Source organism: Xanthobacter autotrophicus, from assembly GCF_030015065.1.
GTDB lineage: Bacteria > Pseudomonadota > Alphaproteobacteria > Rhizobiales > Xanthobacteraceae > Xanthobacter > Xanthobacter autotrophicus_D.
In genome coordinates this window covers 31,692-46,626 of the sequence record NZ_JAIVFN010000003.1, presented here as the reverse complement: position 1 = coordinate 46,626, position 14,935 = coordinate 31,692, and the positions used below count along the sequence as shown (strand labels likewise).

Below are 14,935 nucleotides of genomic sequence, written 5' to 3'. Positions count from 1 at the left end.
GATCAGTGGAGGCCGAGATAGCTCTCGATCACCCGCTCATCGCGGGCGAGCACGGCGGCGGGCCCGGACAGGGTCACGGCGCCGAGCTCCATCACATGGGCGACATCGGCGGCGGCGAGCGCCGCGCGCGCATTCTGCTCCACCAGGAGGATGGAGACGCCGGACGCGCGCAGGTCCGCGATGATGCGGAAGATGTCGGCGACGATGCGCGGGGCCAGCCCCAGGCTGGGCTCGTCGAGCATCAGCAGCTTCGGGCGGCCCATGAGGGCGCGGCCCATGGCCAGCATCTGCCGCTCGCCGCCGGACATGGTGCCGGCGAGCTGGCGCCGCCGCTCCTTGAGACGGGGGAAGCGGTCATAGACTTCGGCGAGGGTGTCGCGGGCCACGGCGCGGGCAACGCGGAAGCCGCCCAGCACGAGGTTATCCTCCACGCTCATGGTGGAGAACAGTTCGCGCCGCTCGGGCACGAGGCTGAGGCCGAGGGCGACGCGCTCCTCCACGGCCAGCCGGCTCACGTCGCGGCCGAGGAAGGTCATGGCGCCGGCCGCGAGCGGCAGCGCCCCCATGGCGGCGTTCAGCAGGGTGGACTTGCCGGCCCCGTTGGCGCCGATGACGGTGACGATCTCGCCCGCGCCGACGCGCAGGGAGGCGCCCTCCACCGCGCGCACCTTGCCGTAGGCGATGGAGGCGCTTGCGATGTCGAGAAGCACCGTGGCTTCCACGGCGTCGGGGCGGATGCCGGGCTCGACGCTCATGCCACACCTCCGAGATAGGCTTCGAGGACCTGGGGGTTGGTCTTGATGGCCGCGGGCGGGCCCTCGGCGATCTTGGTGCCGAAGTCGAGCACCACGATGTGGTCGGTCAGCCCCATCACGAAGCCCATGTCGTGCTCCACCAGCAGCACGCTCATGCCCTGGGCGCGCAGGCTGCGCAGCAGCGCGGCGAGCGCCTCCTTCTCCTTGTGGCGCAGGCCGGCGGCGGGCTCGTCGAGGAGCAGCAGCACCGGGTCGAGGGCCAGCGCCCGGGCGATCTCCACCACCCGCTGCTGGCCCAGGGCAAGGCTGCCGGCGGGCTTCAGCATGTGCTCGGCGAGGCCCACGCGCTCGATCTGCCGGCGCGCTTCCGCCAGAAGGCGGGCCTCGTCGCGCCGGTCGAGGCGGAGCATGGAGGAGAGGACGCCGGCATGGCCGCGCAGGTGGGCGCCCAGCGCGACGTTTTCGAGCACGCTCATCTCGGGATTGAGCTTCACGTGCTGGAAGGTCCGGGCGATGCCGAGCCGCGCGATCTCCTGCGGCGGGGCTCCGGCGATGTCCATGCCCTCGAAGCGCACCGCGCCGGTGGTGAGGCGGGTGACGCCGGTGATGAGGTTGAAGGTGGTGCTCTTGCCGGCGCCGTTCGGTCCGATCAGGGCGACGATCTCGCCGCGCCCAACGGCGAAGGATACGGCGTTCACGGCGGTGAGGCCGCCATATTTCTTCACCGCGCCGTCGAGCGCCAGCAGCTTCTCCGCTGGTGCCGCGGAGGCGGAGCGCCGCGCCAGGGCCGGCGCGTCGGGGGGCACGGGCCGCCCGCGTGCCGGCCACAAAGCGGCGATGTGGGGCCACACGCCTTCCCGCGCCACCTGCAGCAGCCCCACCAGCAGGATGCCGAACACCACGGCCTCCAGCTGAACGCCATGGCCGAAGACCTGCGGCAGCACGCGCTGGAGCGCCTCCTTCAGCACGGTGACGAGGCCCGCGCCCACCACCGCGCCGAAAATTTGCCCGGCGCCGCCCAGCACCGCCATGAACAGGTATTCGATGCCGGCATTGATGCCGAACGGGGTCTGGGTGACGGTGCGCGTCACGTGGGCGTAGAGCCAGCCGGAGAGGCCGGCAAGGAGCGCGGCATAAACAAAGACAATGAGCTTCATGCGCGCCGCGTCGATGCCGAAGGATTCGCCCGCCAGCTGTCCGCGCCGCAACGCCCGTATGGCGCGGCCCACGCGGCTGTCGAGCAGGTGCATGGTGAGAATCGCCGCGCCGATCACCAGGCCCCAGATGAGGTAGTGCACCGTGCGCGGGTCGATCAGGTCATGGCCGGCGATGGAGAAGGGCGGGATGCCGGAAATGCCGTCGTGGCGGCCGAGGATGTCGAGGGTGCCGAACAGGTAATAGAGGCTGATGCCCCAGGCCAGGGTGCCGAGCGGCAGGAAATGTCCTGACAGGCGCACCGTGAGAAGGCCGAGCACCACCGCGGCGCTGCCGGATACCAGCAGGGCCACCGGCAGTGTGGCCCAGGGCGACCAGCCGTAGGTGGTGGAGAGCACCGCCGTGGTGTAGGCGCCGAAGCCGCAGAAGGCGGCCTGTCCGAACGAGGTCATGCCGCCCACGCCGGTGAGCAGGACGAGCCCGAGGGCGACCAGCGCGGCAAGGCCGATATTGCCGATGAGGGTGATGGCGAAGACCGGCACGCCGGGGATGAGTGGCAATGCCGCCATCGCCGCCGCGAACACGGCGATGGCGATGCGGGGTTCGAGCGGCGGCAGCTTCAGCCGGCCGCGGTTGCGGGTCTGCGGCTCGCCGGCGGCGGCCGGAGGCAGGGCGGCTTCGGAGCGTGCGGTCATCGGCGCCTCGGAGCGGAGGGGTTGGGCATGGGTCGCGGCGGGAGGGGGTGTCACGGGCTCAGTCCTCCTCTTCCACGTGGGGCTGGGTGAGGGAGCGCCACACCAGCACCGGGATGATCAGCATGAAGACGATGACCTCCTTCAGGTCCGAGGCGACGAAGGAGGAGAAGGCCTCGACGATCCCCACCGCGAGGGCGGCGACGGCGGTGAGTGGATAGCTCGCCAGCGCGCCCACGATGGCGGCGACGAACCCCTTGAGCCCGATGAGGAAGCCGGTGTCGTAATAGATGGTGGTCACCGGCGCGATCAGGATGCCCGAGAGCGCGCCCACGAGCGCGGCGAGGCCGAAGGCGAGGGCGCCGGCGAAGGTGGTGCGGATGCCCACCAGCCGCGCGCCGAGGCGGTTGACCGCGGTGGCCTTCAGCGCCTTGCCCCACAAGGCGCGCTCGAAGAAGAACCAGAGCGCGCCGATGGCGAGCAGCGTCACGGCGTAGATCACGAGGCTCTGCCCGCTCACCAGCAGGGGGCCGAGCTCCAGCGTCAGCTCCGACAGGCTCGGCGCCCGCACCCCCTCCGCGCCGAAGAAGACGAGCCCGAGCCCGACCAAAGCGAGATGCACGCCCACGGCGGTGATGAGCAGGGCCAGGATGGAGGCCGAGGCGATGGGCTGGAACGCCACCCGGTAGATGTAGGGGCCGAGCGGCGTGACGAGGGCGAGGGTGACGAGGATGTGCACGCCGGGCCCGAAGCCGGCCCCCGCCACTTCATGGGTGACGGCGAGGAGGGCCGCCGGCAGGGCGAGGTTGAAGCCGGCGCTGCGGGCGAGTTTCCTCGCATCGATCCCGGTGCTAAGCGATGCGGCGAGATCGAAGGCGAAGGCGAGGGCGCCGAAGGCCGCGGTGAGCCACACCGTGCCCGGCAGCCGCCCCGCCTCCAGAAGCGCATAGGTGAGCGCGCCGAAGGCGACCAGCTCGCCCTGGGGAATGAAGATGACGCGGGTGACCGCGAAGATGAGGACGATGGCGATGCCGAGCAAAGCGTAGACCGCTCCGTTCGTGATACCGTCCTGCAGCAGGAAAAGCAGAATCGTGCTGTCCACGGATGCGTGTCTCCCCCTTCGGCCGGCTGCGTTCAGGGTGTCGGGCCTGAACGGTGAAACCGGCTCTGACGTTATGAAAGAGAACGTTTTGCCGATCACATTGCGGGGCAATCCGATCAAAGCGTGCTCTTGTGTCCTGCCGCATGGATGCGTTCGCCCGGAAGGGCGTCGGATCTGGCGGCGATTTTTCGGGACGCGGACGTCCCTCCCGGCTGGTTCTTGTTTAATTGATATGGATCATAACAATATTTGCAGGGGTCGGCAAGACGGCCGAAACCTGCGAAATGGACAGGACGGCCTTGGCCGTCACGGCTTCCGCGACCGGGAGCGCAAGAGCACGCGCCGAACAGCTTGCATCGCAAGCTGATCGGACAACGCGTTCTCTTTCTTGAATTTAGAGTGCGAAGGGCGAACGATGGGTGCTGAAGACGACCTGACACAGGCCCGCAAGACACAGGCCCAGAGGACACAGGCTCAGAGGGCACAGGCGCAAAAGACAACGTCCGCCAACGGCGCGCCGGCGCGGCGCGGGCGCAAGCCGGCGCGCGCGGTGGAGCCGGACGATGCGGACGAAATGGCCGAGGGCTCCGACCTCGACCTCACGGGCCTCACGAGCGTCGTCGGCTACACCCTGCGGCGGGCGCAGATGGCGGTGTTCGAGGATTTCAGCGCCCGTTTCGCGACCCTCGATCTGACGCCCGCGCAATATTCCGTGCTGCTGGTGATCGCCGACAATCCCGGCCGCAAGCAGTCGGAGATCGCGCGGGTGCTCGGCATCCAGCGCACCAATTTCGTCGTCATGCTCGACCAGCTGGAAAAGCGCGGGCTCGCCGAGCGCACGCGCTCGGCCACCGATGCGCGCTCCCACGCGGTGTTCCTGACCAAGGCGGGAACCGCGCTCCTCAACAAGGCGCGCAAGCTCCAGTCGGCGCAGGAAGAGGACTTCGCCAACCTCCTGGGCCCCGGCGGGCGCGACACGCTGGTGTCGCTGCTGCGGAAGGTGGCGCGGATCGACTGAGATCAATGGCCCATGAGCTTAACCCACTTGGCATCGGTTGAAGACAGGAGGCCGATGCCATAAGCCGGCACCGGCGCGCCGTGAGGCCCCGGCATCGGCGGTCTTCAAGCGGTGGGCGCGCGGTCAGGGCTTCACCAGAGGGCAGCCGCCCTCGCTCATGGGGCGGAACACCTCGGCCGCGGCCAGGGTGGCCACGGGCTTGTAATAGTCCCACGGACCCTTGCTCTCCTCGGGCGCCTTCACCTCGTACAAGGTGAGGTCGTAGAGCACGCGGCCATCGGGGCGGATGGAGCCGGAATGGCCGAAATAGTCCACCGGCAATTGCCGCATCTGCGCATTGACCCGCGCCGCATCGTCGGTGCCGCTGGCGGCCACCGCCTTCAGGTAGTGGGTCACGGCCGCGTAGCCCGACGCCTGCTCCTTGGTGGGCATGCGGCCGGTCTTCTCGAAGAAGCGCTTGGCGAACGCGCGCGACGCGTCGTTCTGGTCCCAGTAGAAGCCGGTGGAAACCAGGAGCCCCTTGGCGAGCTTGAGGCCGAGGGCGTGGATATCCGTGATGAAGACGAGGAAGCCCGCGAGCTTCTGGCCGCTGTCCACGATGCCGAATTCCGCCGCCTGCTTGATGGCGTTGCCGGTGTCGCCGCCCACATTGGCGAGCCCGATCACCTGCGCCCTGGAGGCCTGCGCCTGCAGCAGGAAGGAGGAGAAATCCGATGCGGCGAAGGGATGGCGTACGCCGCCGAGTACCTTGCCGCCGCCGTCGCGGATGGCGGTGGAGGCGTCGCGCTCCATGGCGTGGCCAAAGGCGTAGTCCGCCGTGAGGAAGAACCAGGTCTTGCCGCCGGCGCGGGTCACCGCGCGGGCGGTGCCGTTGGCGAGGGCATAGGTGTCGTCGGCCCAGTGGATGGAATAGGGCGAGCAGGCCTTGCCGGTGAGGTCGGAGGTGGCGCCGCCGGCGATCAGGGCGGTCTTCTTCTTGTCCCGTGCGATCTCCTGCGCGGCGAGGGCGACGGAGCTGGTGGGCAGGCCCGTCACGGCATCGACGCCCTCCTGGTCGAACCACTGGCGCAGGGTGGCGCCGGCCACGTCCGGCTTGTTCTGGTGGTCGGCGGAGAGGATTTCGATCTTCTTGCCCGCGACCTTGCCGCCGAAGTCGTCGGCGGCCATCTGCACGGCCAGCACCGCACCCTTGCCGCCGATGTCGGCGAACTGGCCGGACAGATCGTTGAGCACGCCAATCCTGACCACGTCGTCGGAAATCTGCGCGCGGGCAGGCCCCGGCGCGGCCATGGCGGCGGCGATGAGCGCGGCGGCCCCCGCGCATCGGATGGATGTTCTGCCCATGGTGTCCTCCCTGGAGCACGCGCTGATCGGATCGCGTGACGCGTTTTCTTTCTTGGAACGTGGAGACGGATCCGCCGCTGCGCTGGGGCGGCGCGCGGCGGGTCGTGATGGTCGCGTCAGACGTCGAAGAAGACGGTCTCGTTCTCGCCCTGCAGGCGGATATCGAAGCGATAGGTGACGACACCGTCCGCCTCGTCGCGCGCGCCCACCAGCGTGGTGCGGCGCCCGGCATGCTCGATGGATTTCAGCACGGGGTCGGCGGCGTTCGCCTCCGCCTCGTCGGAGAAGTACATGCGGGTATGCAGGTGGATGTTGATGCCGCGGGCGAAGATGAGAAGGCAGACGTGCGGCGCCTGGGTGCGCCCGTCGCGCCAGGGCAGGGCGCCCGGCTTGACGGTCTCGAAGCTGAATGCGCCGGTGGCAAAATCCGCCGCCGCGCGGCCGAAGCCGGGGAAGTCCGGATTGTCGTGGCGGCCGGCCGCGTCCGCCTGCCAGAGTTCCAGAAGCGCGTCCTTCACCGGATGGCCCGCGCCGTCCCACACCACCCCGGTGATGCGGATGCGCTCGCCCGGCACGCTGCCGGAGGCGAGCACGGACAGGTTCTCCTGGGTGCGCACGGGAAGCCCGGCCACCGCCGGCAGGGTGCCGATATGCACATAGGGGCCGCCGGTCTGGGACGGCGTCTCCTTCAGATAGGCGACCGGCATCAGTTGCCCTCCCTCTTGTTCTCGAAGAACGTCTGGCGGCGTCCGCGCAGGACGATGTCGAAGCGATAGGCCAGGGCGTCGAACGGCATCTGCTGGCCCATGTCGAGCCGCGCCACCAGCCGGTCGATGGCCGCCGGGTCCGGGATGGTGTTGACGATCGGGCAGAGCGGGATCAGCGGGTCGCCCTCGAAATAGAGCTGGGAGACGAGGCGCTGCACGAAGGCTTCGCCGAAGATGGAGAAGTGGATGTGCGCCGGGCGCCAGTCCGAACCGTCATTGCGCCAGGGATAGGGACCGGGGCGGATGGTGCGGAAGAAATAATAGCCCTCCGCGTCGGTCAGGCAGCGCCCGGTGCCGCCGAAGTTCGGATCGAGCGGGGCGAGGTAGCTGTCGTTCTTGTGGCGGTAGCGGCCGCCCGCATTGGCCTGCCAGACCTCGATAAGGGTGCCGGGCACGGGCCGTCTGTTCTCGTCCAGCACCCGGCCATGCACAACGATGCGTTCGCCGATGGCCTCGCCGCCCTTCGAGAAGTTGCAGATGAGATCGTTGTCGAGCGGGTCGAGCCCGCCGCGCGGGAAGAAGAGGGGGCCCGCCTTCTCGCCGACGCCCTGCTCCACCGACACCAGCGCGCAGCGGGGGGAGCGCAGCACGCTCGTCTTGTAGCCGGGGGTGAAGGCGGGCGGATGCCATTTCCGGTCCCTGCGGATGAAATCACCCCTCTCGTCCATCGCTTCCTCCGTCTTGTTCGTGTTGGGCTTCCGCTTCGGCGTAGGCCTGCCTGGCGATCTTGAAGGCACGGTTGGCGGCGGGGACGCCGGCATAGACGGCGACATGCATCAGCGCCTCCGCCACATCCGCCGCGCTGGCGCCGGTGTTGCGCGTGGCGCGGACGTGCATGGCCACTTCCTCGTCGTGGCCGAGCGCCGCGAGCAGCGCGATGGTGATGAGCGAGCGCTCGCGCCGCGTCAGCCCCGGTCGCGACCACACCGAGCCCCAGGCGCCTTCGGTGATGAAGGCCTGGAAGCCGGCGTCGAAGGCGTCCGTGCGCGCCGCCGCCGCGTCCACATGGCCGTCGCCGAGCACGGCGCGGCGAGTGGCGTCGCCGGCGATCCAGCGGTCGGAGCGTTCTGGTGCGGACGGCAATTGAGGTCTCCGTTTCTGGGGCAGTCGATCCGGAAGGCGCGCGATGGGTGACGCGGGTCGATCGCGATCGCGCCGGGCTCGGCTCGCAGGGGAGATTTCCATACGAGTTTCGACATGGAAAATGATATTTTTGTATCTATACATGCGATTTTTGATATGAAACTGGATCATGATCGATGCCCGCATCAAGCTGCGCCATATTGCCTGCTTCCTGGAGGTGGCGGCGCGCGCCGGCTTCGGCCGTGCTGCCGAGGCGCTGCATCTCACCCAGCCGGCGGTCTCGCGGGCCATCGCCGAGCTGGAGGACATTCTCGGCGCGCCGCTGTTCGAGCGCGGGCGCGGCGGCGCCGTCCTCACGGCGGAAGGTGTGGCATTCCGCGCCCATGCGGGGGCCGCCTTCGCCGAGCTTGGCCGGGGCATCGACACGCTGAAGCGGGCCGGCGGCGGCACCGGCGGCACCCTCGTGGTGGGCGCCCTGCCAACGGTCGCCGCCCGCATCATGCCGAAGGCGGTCCAGCGGGCGAAGGCGGCGGGGCTCGCAGCCTCCATCGCCATCGAGGCCGGGCCCAACGGCTGGCTTATCGACCAGCTGAAGCAGGGCCGGCTCGATCTGGTGGTGGGCCGGCTTGCCGAGCCGCAGGTGATGATGGGCCTTGCCTTCGAGCATCTTTATTCCGAACCCATCGTGTTCGTGGCCCGCCCCGGCCATCCCGCCGCCACGGGGCGGCCGGTGGGGCTGGAGGACATCGCCCGCCACACCCTGATCATGCCGGCGCGGGGCTCCATCATCCGCCCCGAGATCGACCGCCTGTTCATCCAGGAAGGCATCGGCCGCATCGACGACCGGATCGAGACGGTGGAACCGCAATTCTCCCGCGCCTACGTGCTGGCGAGCGACGCAGTGTGGATCATCTCCCACGGCGTCGTCGCCGGCGATCTCGACGAAGGGACCCTGGTGCGCCTTCCCTTGTCCACGTCTGTATCGGGTGGCCCGGTGGGTCTCACCACCCGCGCGGGCCATGCGCCGACCCCGGCTGCGGAGCTGCTCGTGAGGGCCGTGCGCGAGGTCGCGCGCGGGCTTTGACAGAGGATCGACAATAAGCCGCGCGGCCTGCGCTCTTGACGGCTGGCCCCATGGCGGCCGAGCTTGCGCGGCGCAATCTCCCGCATCGAGGCCCTGATCCCATGAGCGTGTCCGTGTTCGCGCATCCGTTCCTCGGCGCCCTGCTGGGAGACGCGGAGGTCGCCGCCTGCTTCAGCGCCGAAGCGGACATCGCCGCCATGCTGCGCTTCGAGGCGGCCCTGGCGCAGGCCGAAGCGGAGGCGGGGGTCATTCCCAACGCGGCGGCCGAGGCCATCGTGGCCGCCGTCTCCCGCATGCGCATCGCGCCGTCGGATCTCGCGGGGGCGGTCGCCCGCGACGGCGTGGTGGTGCCGGAACTGGTGCGTCTTCTGCGCGCCGCTGTCGGCGAGCCCCATGCGGGCCTCGCGCACAAGGGCTCCACCAGCCAGGACGTGATCGACACCAGCCTGTTCCTGCGCCTCAAGGCGGCGGCGGACATCCTCGCCGCGCGGCTCGAGGCGCTGATGGCGGCCTTCGACCGTCTCGATGCCGAGGCGGGCGCGCTCATGCTCTGCGGCCACACGCGCATGCAGCGCGCGCGACCGGTCTCGCTCGCCCACAAGGTCGCCGGCTGGCGCGATCCCCTCGCGCGGCATCGGGCGCGCCTGCCCGACGTGGCGATGAACCTGTTCCGGGTGCAGCTGGGTGGTGCCGTGGGCAATCGCGCCGAGCTGGGCGCGGCGGCGCAGGCGGTGGCCGATGGTCTTGCGGACCGGCTCGGCCTTCTGCGCGCGCCGCGTGCCACCCATGCCGAGCGCGACGGCGTCGTCGCCTTCGGCCACTGGTGCACGCTCGTCTGCGGGACGCTGGGCAAGTTCGGCGCCGATATCTGCCTGATGGCGCAGAACGAGGTGGGCGAGGTGACCATCGCCGGCGGCGGCGGCTCGTCAGCCATGCCGGAGAAGAACAATCCGGTGGCGGCGGAAATCCTCGTTACCCTGGCGCGGTTCGCCGCCGCCCAGCAGGGCGGCCTCGACCAGGCTTTGGTGCACGAGAACGAACGCTCCGGCGCCGCCTGGACGCTGGAATGGATGATCCTGCCCCAGTTGGTGGTGGCTGCCGGCGCCGCGACCCGCACGGCTCTCGCGCTGGTCGCGGCGCTCCGTTTCCCGGTGGCTGCCGATCAGAACGGCAGCCCCACATAATTCTCCGCGACCACGGTTGCCGCCGCCGGGGAACTGGCGATGTAGTCAAGCTCGGCGAGCTGCATGCGCGCGCCGAAATCCCCGGCATCGGGGAAGGCGTGCAGCATGGAGGTCATCCACCAGGAGAAGCGTTCGGCCTTCCAGATGCGCGCGAGCGCCCGCTGCGAATAGGCGTCGATGCCCGCCCGCGAGCCGCCCGCAAAGTATTCGATGAGGCCGCTGGAGAGGTAATGCACGTCGCTGGCGGCAAGGTTGAGGCCCTTGGCGCCGGTGGGCGGCACGATATGGGCGGCGTCCCCGGCGAGGAACAGGCTGCCGAAGCGCATGGGCTCGGCGACGAAGCTGCGCAGGGGGGCGATGCTCTTCTCGATGGAGGGGCCGGGCGTGACGCGGGCCGCGACGTCCTGCGGCAGGCGCAGGCGCAGCTCGTCGTAGAAGCGGTCGTCCGGCCAGTCCTCGACCCGGTCGGCGAGGGGCACCTGGATGTAGGAGCGGCTGCGGGTGCGCGAGCGCATGGAGACGAGGGCGAAGCCGCGCGCGTGCCGCGCATAGACCAGCTCCTCGGAGGCCGGCGGCACGTCTGCGAGCAGGCCGAGCCAGCCGAAGGCATAGACCCGCTCGAACGAGGTGATGGCGCGTTCCGGCACCGAGCGGCGCGAGACGCCGTGGAAGCCGTCGCAGCCGGCGATGAAGTCGCATGCGATCTCGTGGGTCACCCCGTCCTTGCGATAGGTGACGCGGGGGCGGTCGGTGTCGAAGTCGTGGAGCGCCACGTCCTCGGCCTCGTAGACGGTGGGCGCGCCGAGGGCGGCGCGGGCCTCCATCAGGTCGCGCGTCACCTCCGTCTGGCCATAGACGGTGACGGCCTTGCCGCCGGTGAGCTTGGAGAGATCGATCCGGTGGGTGCGGTCGTCGAAGGCCAGGGAGAAGCCGTGGTGGACGAGGCCTTCCCGGTCCAGCCGCTCACCGCAGCCGGCCTCGCGCAGCAGTTCGGTGAGCCCGCTTTCCAGCACGCCGGCCCGGATGCGCGAGAGCACGTAGTCGGCTCTCTTCGCCTCAATGATGAGCGCATCCACATTTGCGCGGGCCAGAAGCTGGCCCAGCAGCAGCCCCGAAGGCCCCGCGCCGATGATGCAGACCTGCCGCCGCGATACCTGTCCGGTCATGTGTGTCCTCCGCCGACGCTCGATCAGCCGGCGTCTTGTCCGGGAGAGTGACGCAGACGACGCCTTGTGCGGAATGGAGCCTTCGGGCACAGTCTTGGACAAATCGAACCAATAAGGTCTGCGATGGGCAGCACGGTCCCGGCCTATGCCCTCTATGGCGAGGGCAGCAACGGTTTTCCCGACGAACTGCATGTGGAGACCATCGTCGCGCGCAGTTCCATCCATGAGTGGCGCATCCGCTCCCACCGCCACGGCGACCTCTACCAGTTCTTCTTCATCGCCAGTGGCGGCGGCGTCGCCTCCATCGACGGCGCCATCCATGTGCTGCGCCCCGGCTCGGCGGTGGTGCTGCCGCCGCTGGTGGTGCACAGCTTCGATTTCCAGGCGGGGACCGACGGCTATGTGGCGAGCGTTCCGCCCGCCGTGCTCGACCGCGCCTCGCCCACCCATGGACAATGGCGGAGCGAACTGGCGCGCCCGGCGGTGGTCGCCGCAGCGCCGGACGTGGTGGCGCGGCTGTCGCAAATGCTTGCGCTTGCCCATGCGGAGTTCGCCGATGCGCGCGCGGGGCGGACCGAGGCGCTGACGGCCTTCGCCGGCCTCATCCTCGTCTGGTTCCGGCGCGCCATCGCGGCAGCCTCGCCCGAGGGCGTGCCGGGCGGCGCCTCGGTCCACCGGCGCCTGTTCGAGCGCTTCCGGGCGCAGGTGGAGGAGGATTTCCGCCGCCACCCCTCCCTTGCCGACCGTGCCCGACGGCTCGGGGTCAGTGCGCCCCATCTCAGCCGGGTCTGCCGGCAGCTGGTGGGGCGCTCGGCGCTCGGCGTGGTGCAGGAGCGCGTGGTGCTGGAGGCGCGGCGCCACCTGCTCTACACCTCCATGACCGTCTCCGAGATCGCCTTCCTGCTCGGCTTCGCCGATCCGGCCTATTTCACGCGCCTGTTCACCCGCCACGTGGGGCAGAGCCCGAGCGGCTACCGCGATGCCTTCTCCGTCCCCTCGGATGCGGCGATGCTGCGGCAATCGGGGACTGGACCTGCCGGCCCACGGCGCCACAATCGCCGGCCAAGCGAGGGGTGACCGACCGTGCCGAAGACGCCGCATCAGGGGGCCGCGCGCCCGCCTTCAACCGCGAGGGCCCGCAAGGGTGCCCAGGCTGCGGCGGAGCCGTGTGAAGCCGTCGTCCTTGATCTTGAAAGCCTGCCGGGGCACCTCATCCGCCGCCTCCAGCAGGTGGCGGTGGCGCTGTTTGCCGAGGAGATGGAGCGGGCGGGCGCGGACCTGACGCCGGTGCAGTTCGCGGCGCTCGCCACTGTGCGCGATCATCCCGGCATCGACCAGGCGTCGCTGGCGGGCGTGATCGGCTATGACCGGGCCACCATCGGCGGCGTGGTGGAGCGGCTGGAAGGCAAGGGCCTCATCCGGCGCATCCCGGCGCCGGGAGACCGGCGGCTGCGCCAGCTCTTCCTCAAGGAGGAGGGCGCCTGCCTGCTGGCGGCGCTCAGCTCGCCCGTGCTGCGGGTGCAGGACCGCATCATGGCGCCCCTGTCGCCGGAGGAACGCGCGACGCTCAAGGCGCTGCTCGCCAAGCTCGTGGATGCCACCAACGAGCTCAGCCGCACCCCCACCCGCCCTGCCGTGGTGCGCGAGGAATCCCGCGGCTAGGCCCTGAGAATTTGAACGCTAACGCAAGGGGATAACACCGGAACGGATGGCTCTCGGGGGAGCATCTCGGAGGCCATTCCACGGACCTCTTGCGCGCCTATAATAAGTATGCTTATGATTATTTAAAATAACATTCATGAAGGGAGGGTGCGCATGAGTACGACGCTCGGCACGCTGGAGGATCTGCCGCTCGATTATCGCGCGGCGCTGGGGCGCCTCAGCCTCGCGCCGCTGTGGCCCATGATGCGCAATGTGCTGCCCCATGGCGCGCCCCAGCCGGTGAGCCGGGCGCATCTGTGGCGGTTCGAGGCGGTGCGCCCGCTGCTGCTGGAGGCCGGAGACCTGACGCCGGTGGAAAAGGCCGAGCGCCGGGTGCTGGTGCTCACCGATCCCGGCCGGGGCGAGGGGGCCATGCAGGCCACCTCCGTGATCTATGTGGGCCTGCAGCTGCTGAAGCCGGGCGAGACCGCGCCCGCCCATCGCCACACCCCCAGCGCCGCGCGCATCATCGTGGAAGGGGAGGGGGCCTATACGGTGGTGGACGGCGAGAAATGCCCCATGCACCGCGGCGACCTCGTCCTTACCCCCGGCGGCGCCTGGCACGACCACGGCCATTCGGGCACCGAGCCGGTGATCTGGCTGGATGCCCTCGACCTGCCGCTGTTCGTCTATCTGGAAGGCTCCTATGCGGAGGAAGCGCCGCTGCAGGCGCCGCGCAACCGCCCCGATGCCTCGCAGGCGGAATACCTGTCCGCCGGCCTCGTGCCCGCGCGCCGTCCTGCGGTCTCGAAGCCCAACCGCTATCCCATGCTGCGCTATCCCTGGTCGCGGACCGAGGCGGCGCTCGCGCGCCTCGGCGCCTTCGCCGCGCCGGGGGAGGCGGTGGAACTCGACTACGTCAATCCGGAAACCGGGGAGAGCTGCCTGCCCACCCTCGGCTTCACCGCCATGATGCTGCGCCCCGGCGAGACGCTGGCCCCGCCGCTGCGCTCCTCCAGCGCCGTGTTCCACGTGGTGTCGGGCCGCGGCGAGAGCGTGGTCAATGGCGAGCGCTTCGGCTGGGGACCCGCCGACACCTTCTCCGCTCCCGTCTTCTCCGCCGTCACCCACCGGGCGGAGGGCGTGGAGCCGGCCTTTCTCATCCGCATTCACGATCGGCCGCTGCAGGAGCGGCTGGGCTTTTTCGAGGAGCGCCCGCGCCCATGAATGTCTCTGTTGCAACTCCCGCGCTGGTCTTCCCGGCGCCGGCCCAGCCGCTCGTCCCCATCGCGGGCGAGGCGGCGCAGTATCCGGTTCATCGCATCTTCTGCGTCGGCCGCAATTATGCGGACCACGCCAAGGAAATGGGTCACGAGGTGGACCGCGAGGCCCCCTTCTACTTCACCAAGCCGGGCACGGCCCTGGTGGCATCCGGCGCGACCATTGCCTATCCGCCGGGCACCGACAACTATCACTATGAGATGGAACTGGTGGTCGCCATGGGCGCGCCGGCCTTCCGCGTGGCCACGGACAGCGCCCTTGATGCGGTGTTCGGCTATGCGGCCGGGCTCGATATGACCCGGCGGGACCTCCAGCTCGACGCCCGCGCCAAGGGCCGGCCCTGGGATCTGGGCAAGGCGTTCGAGCAGTCCGCCGTCCTGGCGCCGCTGACGCGGAAGGCGGCGTTCGGGGAGATCGGGCCGCAGCGCATCGCGCTTGCGGTGGATGGCGCCGTGCGGCAGCAGGCGCACCTGTCGGACCTCGTCTGGAGCGTGCCGGAGATCATCGCCCACCTGTCCCGATACTATCACCTCGGCCCCGGCGACCTGATCTATACGGGCACGCCGGCAGGCGTCGGCGCGGTGGGTCCCGGCGCGGTGCTGGACGGCACCATCGACGGGCTCGCCCCGGTGCGGCTCGTGGTCGGTGCGGCGGAGGCATGAC

General features: G+C 69.9%; 15 protein-coding genes. 7 read left to right on the top strand and 8 right to left on the bottom strand.

Features of this window, described 5'->3' with window-relative positions:
- Positions 1-2: 2 nt before the first annotated feature.
- The 3 genes from K9U40_RS01580 to K9U40_RS01570 all read right to left on the bottom strand — a co-directional run bounded on the left by K9U40_RS01580 (position 3) and on the right by K9U40_RS01570 (position 3,704).
- Positions 3-755 (bottom strand): ABC transporter ATP-binding protein, encoded by a 753-nt coding sequence (locus K9U40_RS01580; RefSeq protein ID WP_282888506.1) that lies wholly within the window; start codon positions 753-755, stop codon positions 3-5.
- A complete protein-coding gene (locus K9U40_RS01575; protein ID WP_282888565.1) occupies positions 752-2,479 on the bottom strand; it encodes a branched-chain amino acid ABC transporter ATP-binding protein/permease in 1,728 nt (575 codons plus the stop codon). The genes K9U40_RS01580 and K9U40_RS01575 overlap by 4 nt, the downstream gene beginning before the upstream one ends.
- Positions 2,480-2,663: 184 nt before the next feature.
- Positions 2,664-3,704: a branched-chain amino acid ABC transporter permease gene (locus K9U40_RS01570; protein WP_282888505.1), complete on the bottom strand. Its 1,041-nt coding sequence runs from the start codon at positions 3,702-3,704 to the stop codon at positions 2,664-2,666.
- 415 nt (positions 3,705-4,119) lie between these two features.
- On the opposite strand from K9U40_RS01570, the gene K9U40_RS01565 reads away from it, so the two are divergent.
- Entirely contained in the window at positions 4,120-4,722 is a 603-nt protein-coding gene (locus tag K9U40_RS01565) for a MarR family winged helix-turn-helix transcriptional regulator (RefSeq protein WP_282888504.1), read from the top strand.
- Positions 4,723-4,845: 123 nt separating this feature from the next.
- On the opposite strand, the gene K9U40_RS01560 is transcribed toward K9U40_RS01565, so the two are convergent.
- The 4 genes from K9U40_RS01560 to pcaC all read right to left on the bottom strand — a co-directional run bounded on the left by K9U40_RS01560 (position 4,846) and on the right by pcaC (position 7,916).
- Entirely contained in the window at positions 4,846-6,066 is a 1,221-nt protein-coding gene (locus tag K9U40_RS01560) for an ABC transporter substrate-binding protein (RefSeq protein ID WP_282888503.1), read from the bottom strand.
- A gap of 116 nt (positions 6,067-6,182) precedes the next feature.
- Positions 6,183-6,773: a protocatechuate 3,4-dioxygenase subunit alpha gene (pcaG, locus tag K9U40_RS01555; RefSeq protein ID WP_282888502.1), complete on the bottom strand. Its 591-nt coding sequence runs from the start codon at positions 6,771-6,773 to the stop codon at positions 6,183-6,185.
- Positions 6,773-7,501, bottom strand: coding sequence for a protocatechuate 3,4-dioxygenase subunit beta (gene pcaH / locus K9U40_RS01550; RefSeq protein ID WP_282888501.1), 729 nt, complete (start codon positions 7,499-7,501; stop codon positions 6,773-6,775). Before pcaH ends, pcaG begins: the two co-directional genes overlap by 1 nt.
- A complete protein-coding gene (pcaC, locus tag K9U40_RS01545) occupies positions 7,485-7,916 on the bottom strand; it encodes a 4-carboxymuconolactone decarboxylase (RefSeq protein WP_282888500.1) in 432 nt (143 codons plus the stop codon). Before pcaC ends, pcaH begins: the two co-directional genes overlap by 17 nt.
- 169 nt (positions 7,917-8,085) lie before the next feature.
- Between pcaC and pcaQ the strand changes: the two genes are divergently transcribed.
- Positions 8,086-9,000: a pca operon transcription factor PcaQ gene (gene pcaQ / locus K9U40_RS01540; RefSeq protein WP_282888499.1), complete on the top strand. Its 915-nt coding sequence runs from the start codon at positions 8,086-8,088 to the stop codon at positions 8,998-9,000.
- A 101-nt stretch (positions 9,001-9,101) separates the two neighbouring features.
- Positions 9,102-10,184, top strand: coding sequence for a 3-carboxy-cis,cis-muconate cycloisomerase (locus K9U40_RS01535; protein ID WP_282888498.1), 1,083 nt, complete (start codon positions 9,102-9,104; stop codon positions 10,182-10,184).
- Here K9U40_RS01535 and pobA read toward each other — a convergent pair.
- Positions 10,163-11,350, bottom strand: a complete 1,188-nt coding sequence (gene pobA / locus K9U40_RS01530; protein WP_282888497.1) for a 4-hydroxybenzoate 3-monooxygenase — start codon at positions 11,348-11,350, stop codon at positions 10,163-10,165. The two genes, K9U40_RS01535 and pobA, sit on opposite strands and share 22 nt — an antisense overlap.
- A 123-nt stretch (positions 11,351-11,473) precedes the next feature.
- Here pobA and K9U40_RS01525 point away from each other — a divergent pair, with 123 nt between their 5' ends.
- The 4 genes from K9U40_RS01525 (at position 11,474) to K9U40_RS01510 (ending at position 14,934) form a co-directional block, all read left to right on the top strand.
- The gene (locus tag K9U40_RS01525) at positions 11,474-12,427 is read left to right on the top strand and encodes a helix-turn-helix domain-containing protein (protein ID WP_282888496.1); all 954 of its coding nucleotides are present in this window, start codon (positions 11,474-11,476) and stop codon (positions 12,425-12,427) included.
- A gap of 6 nt (positions 12,428-12,433) precedes the next feature.
- The gene (locus K9U40_RS01520; RefSeq protein ID WP_282888495.1) at positions 12,434-13,012 is read left to right on the top strand and encodes a MarR family winged helix-turn-helix transcriptional regulator; all 579 of its coding nucleotides are present in this window, start codon (positions 12,434-12,436) and stop codon (positions 13,010-13,012) included.
- Positions 13,013-13,165: 153 nt separating this feature from the next.
- Entirely contained in the window at positions 13,166-14,218 is a 1,053-nt protein-coding gene (locus tag K9U40_RS01515; protein ID WP_282888494.1) for a cupin domain-containing protein, read from the top strand.
- The gene (locus tag K9U40_RS01510; protein ID WP_282888493.1) at positions 14,215-14,934 is read left to right on the top strand and encodes a fumarylacetoacetate hydrolase family protein; all 720 of its coding nucleotides are present in this window, start codon (positions 14,215-14,217) and stop codon (positions 14,932-14,934) included. Before K9U40_RS01515 ends, K9U40_RS01510 begins: the two co-directional genes overlap by 4 nt.
- The last annotated feature ends 1 nt before the right edge of the window (position 14,935 follow it).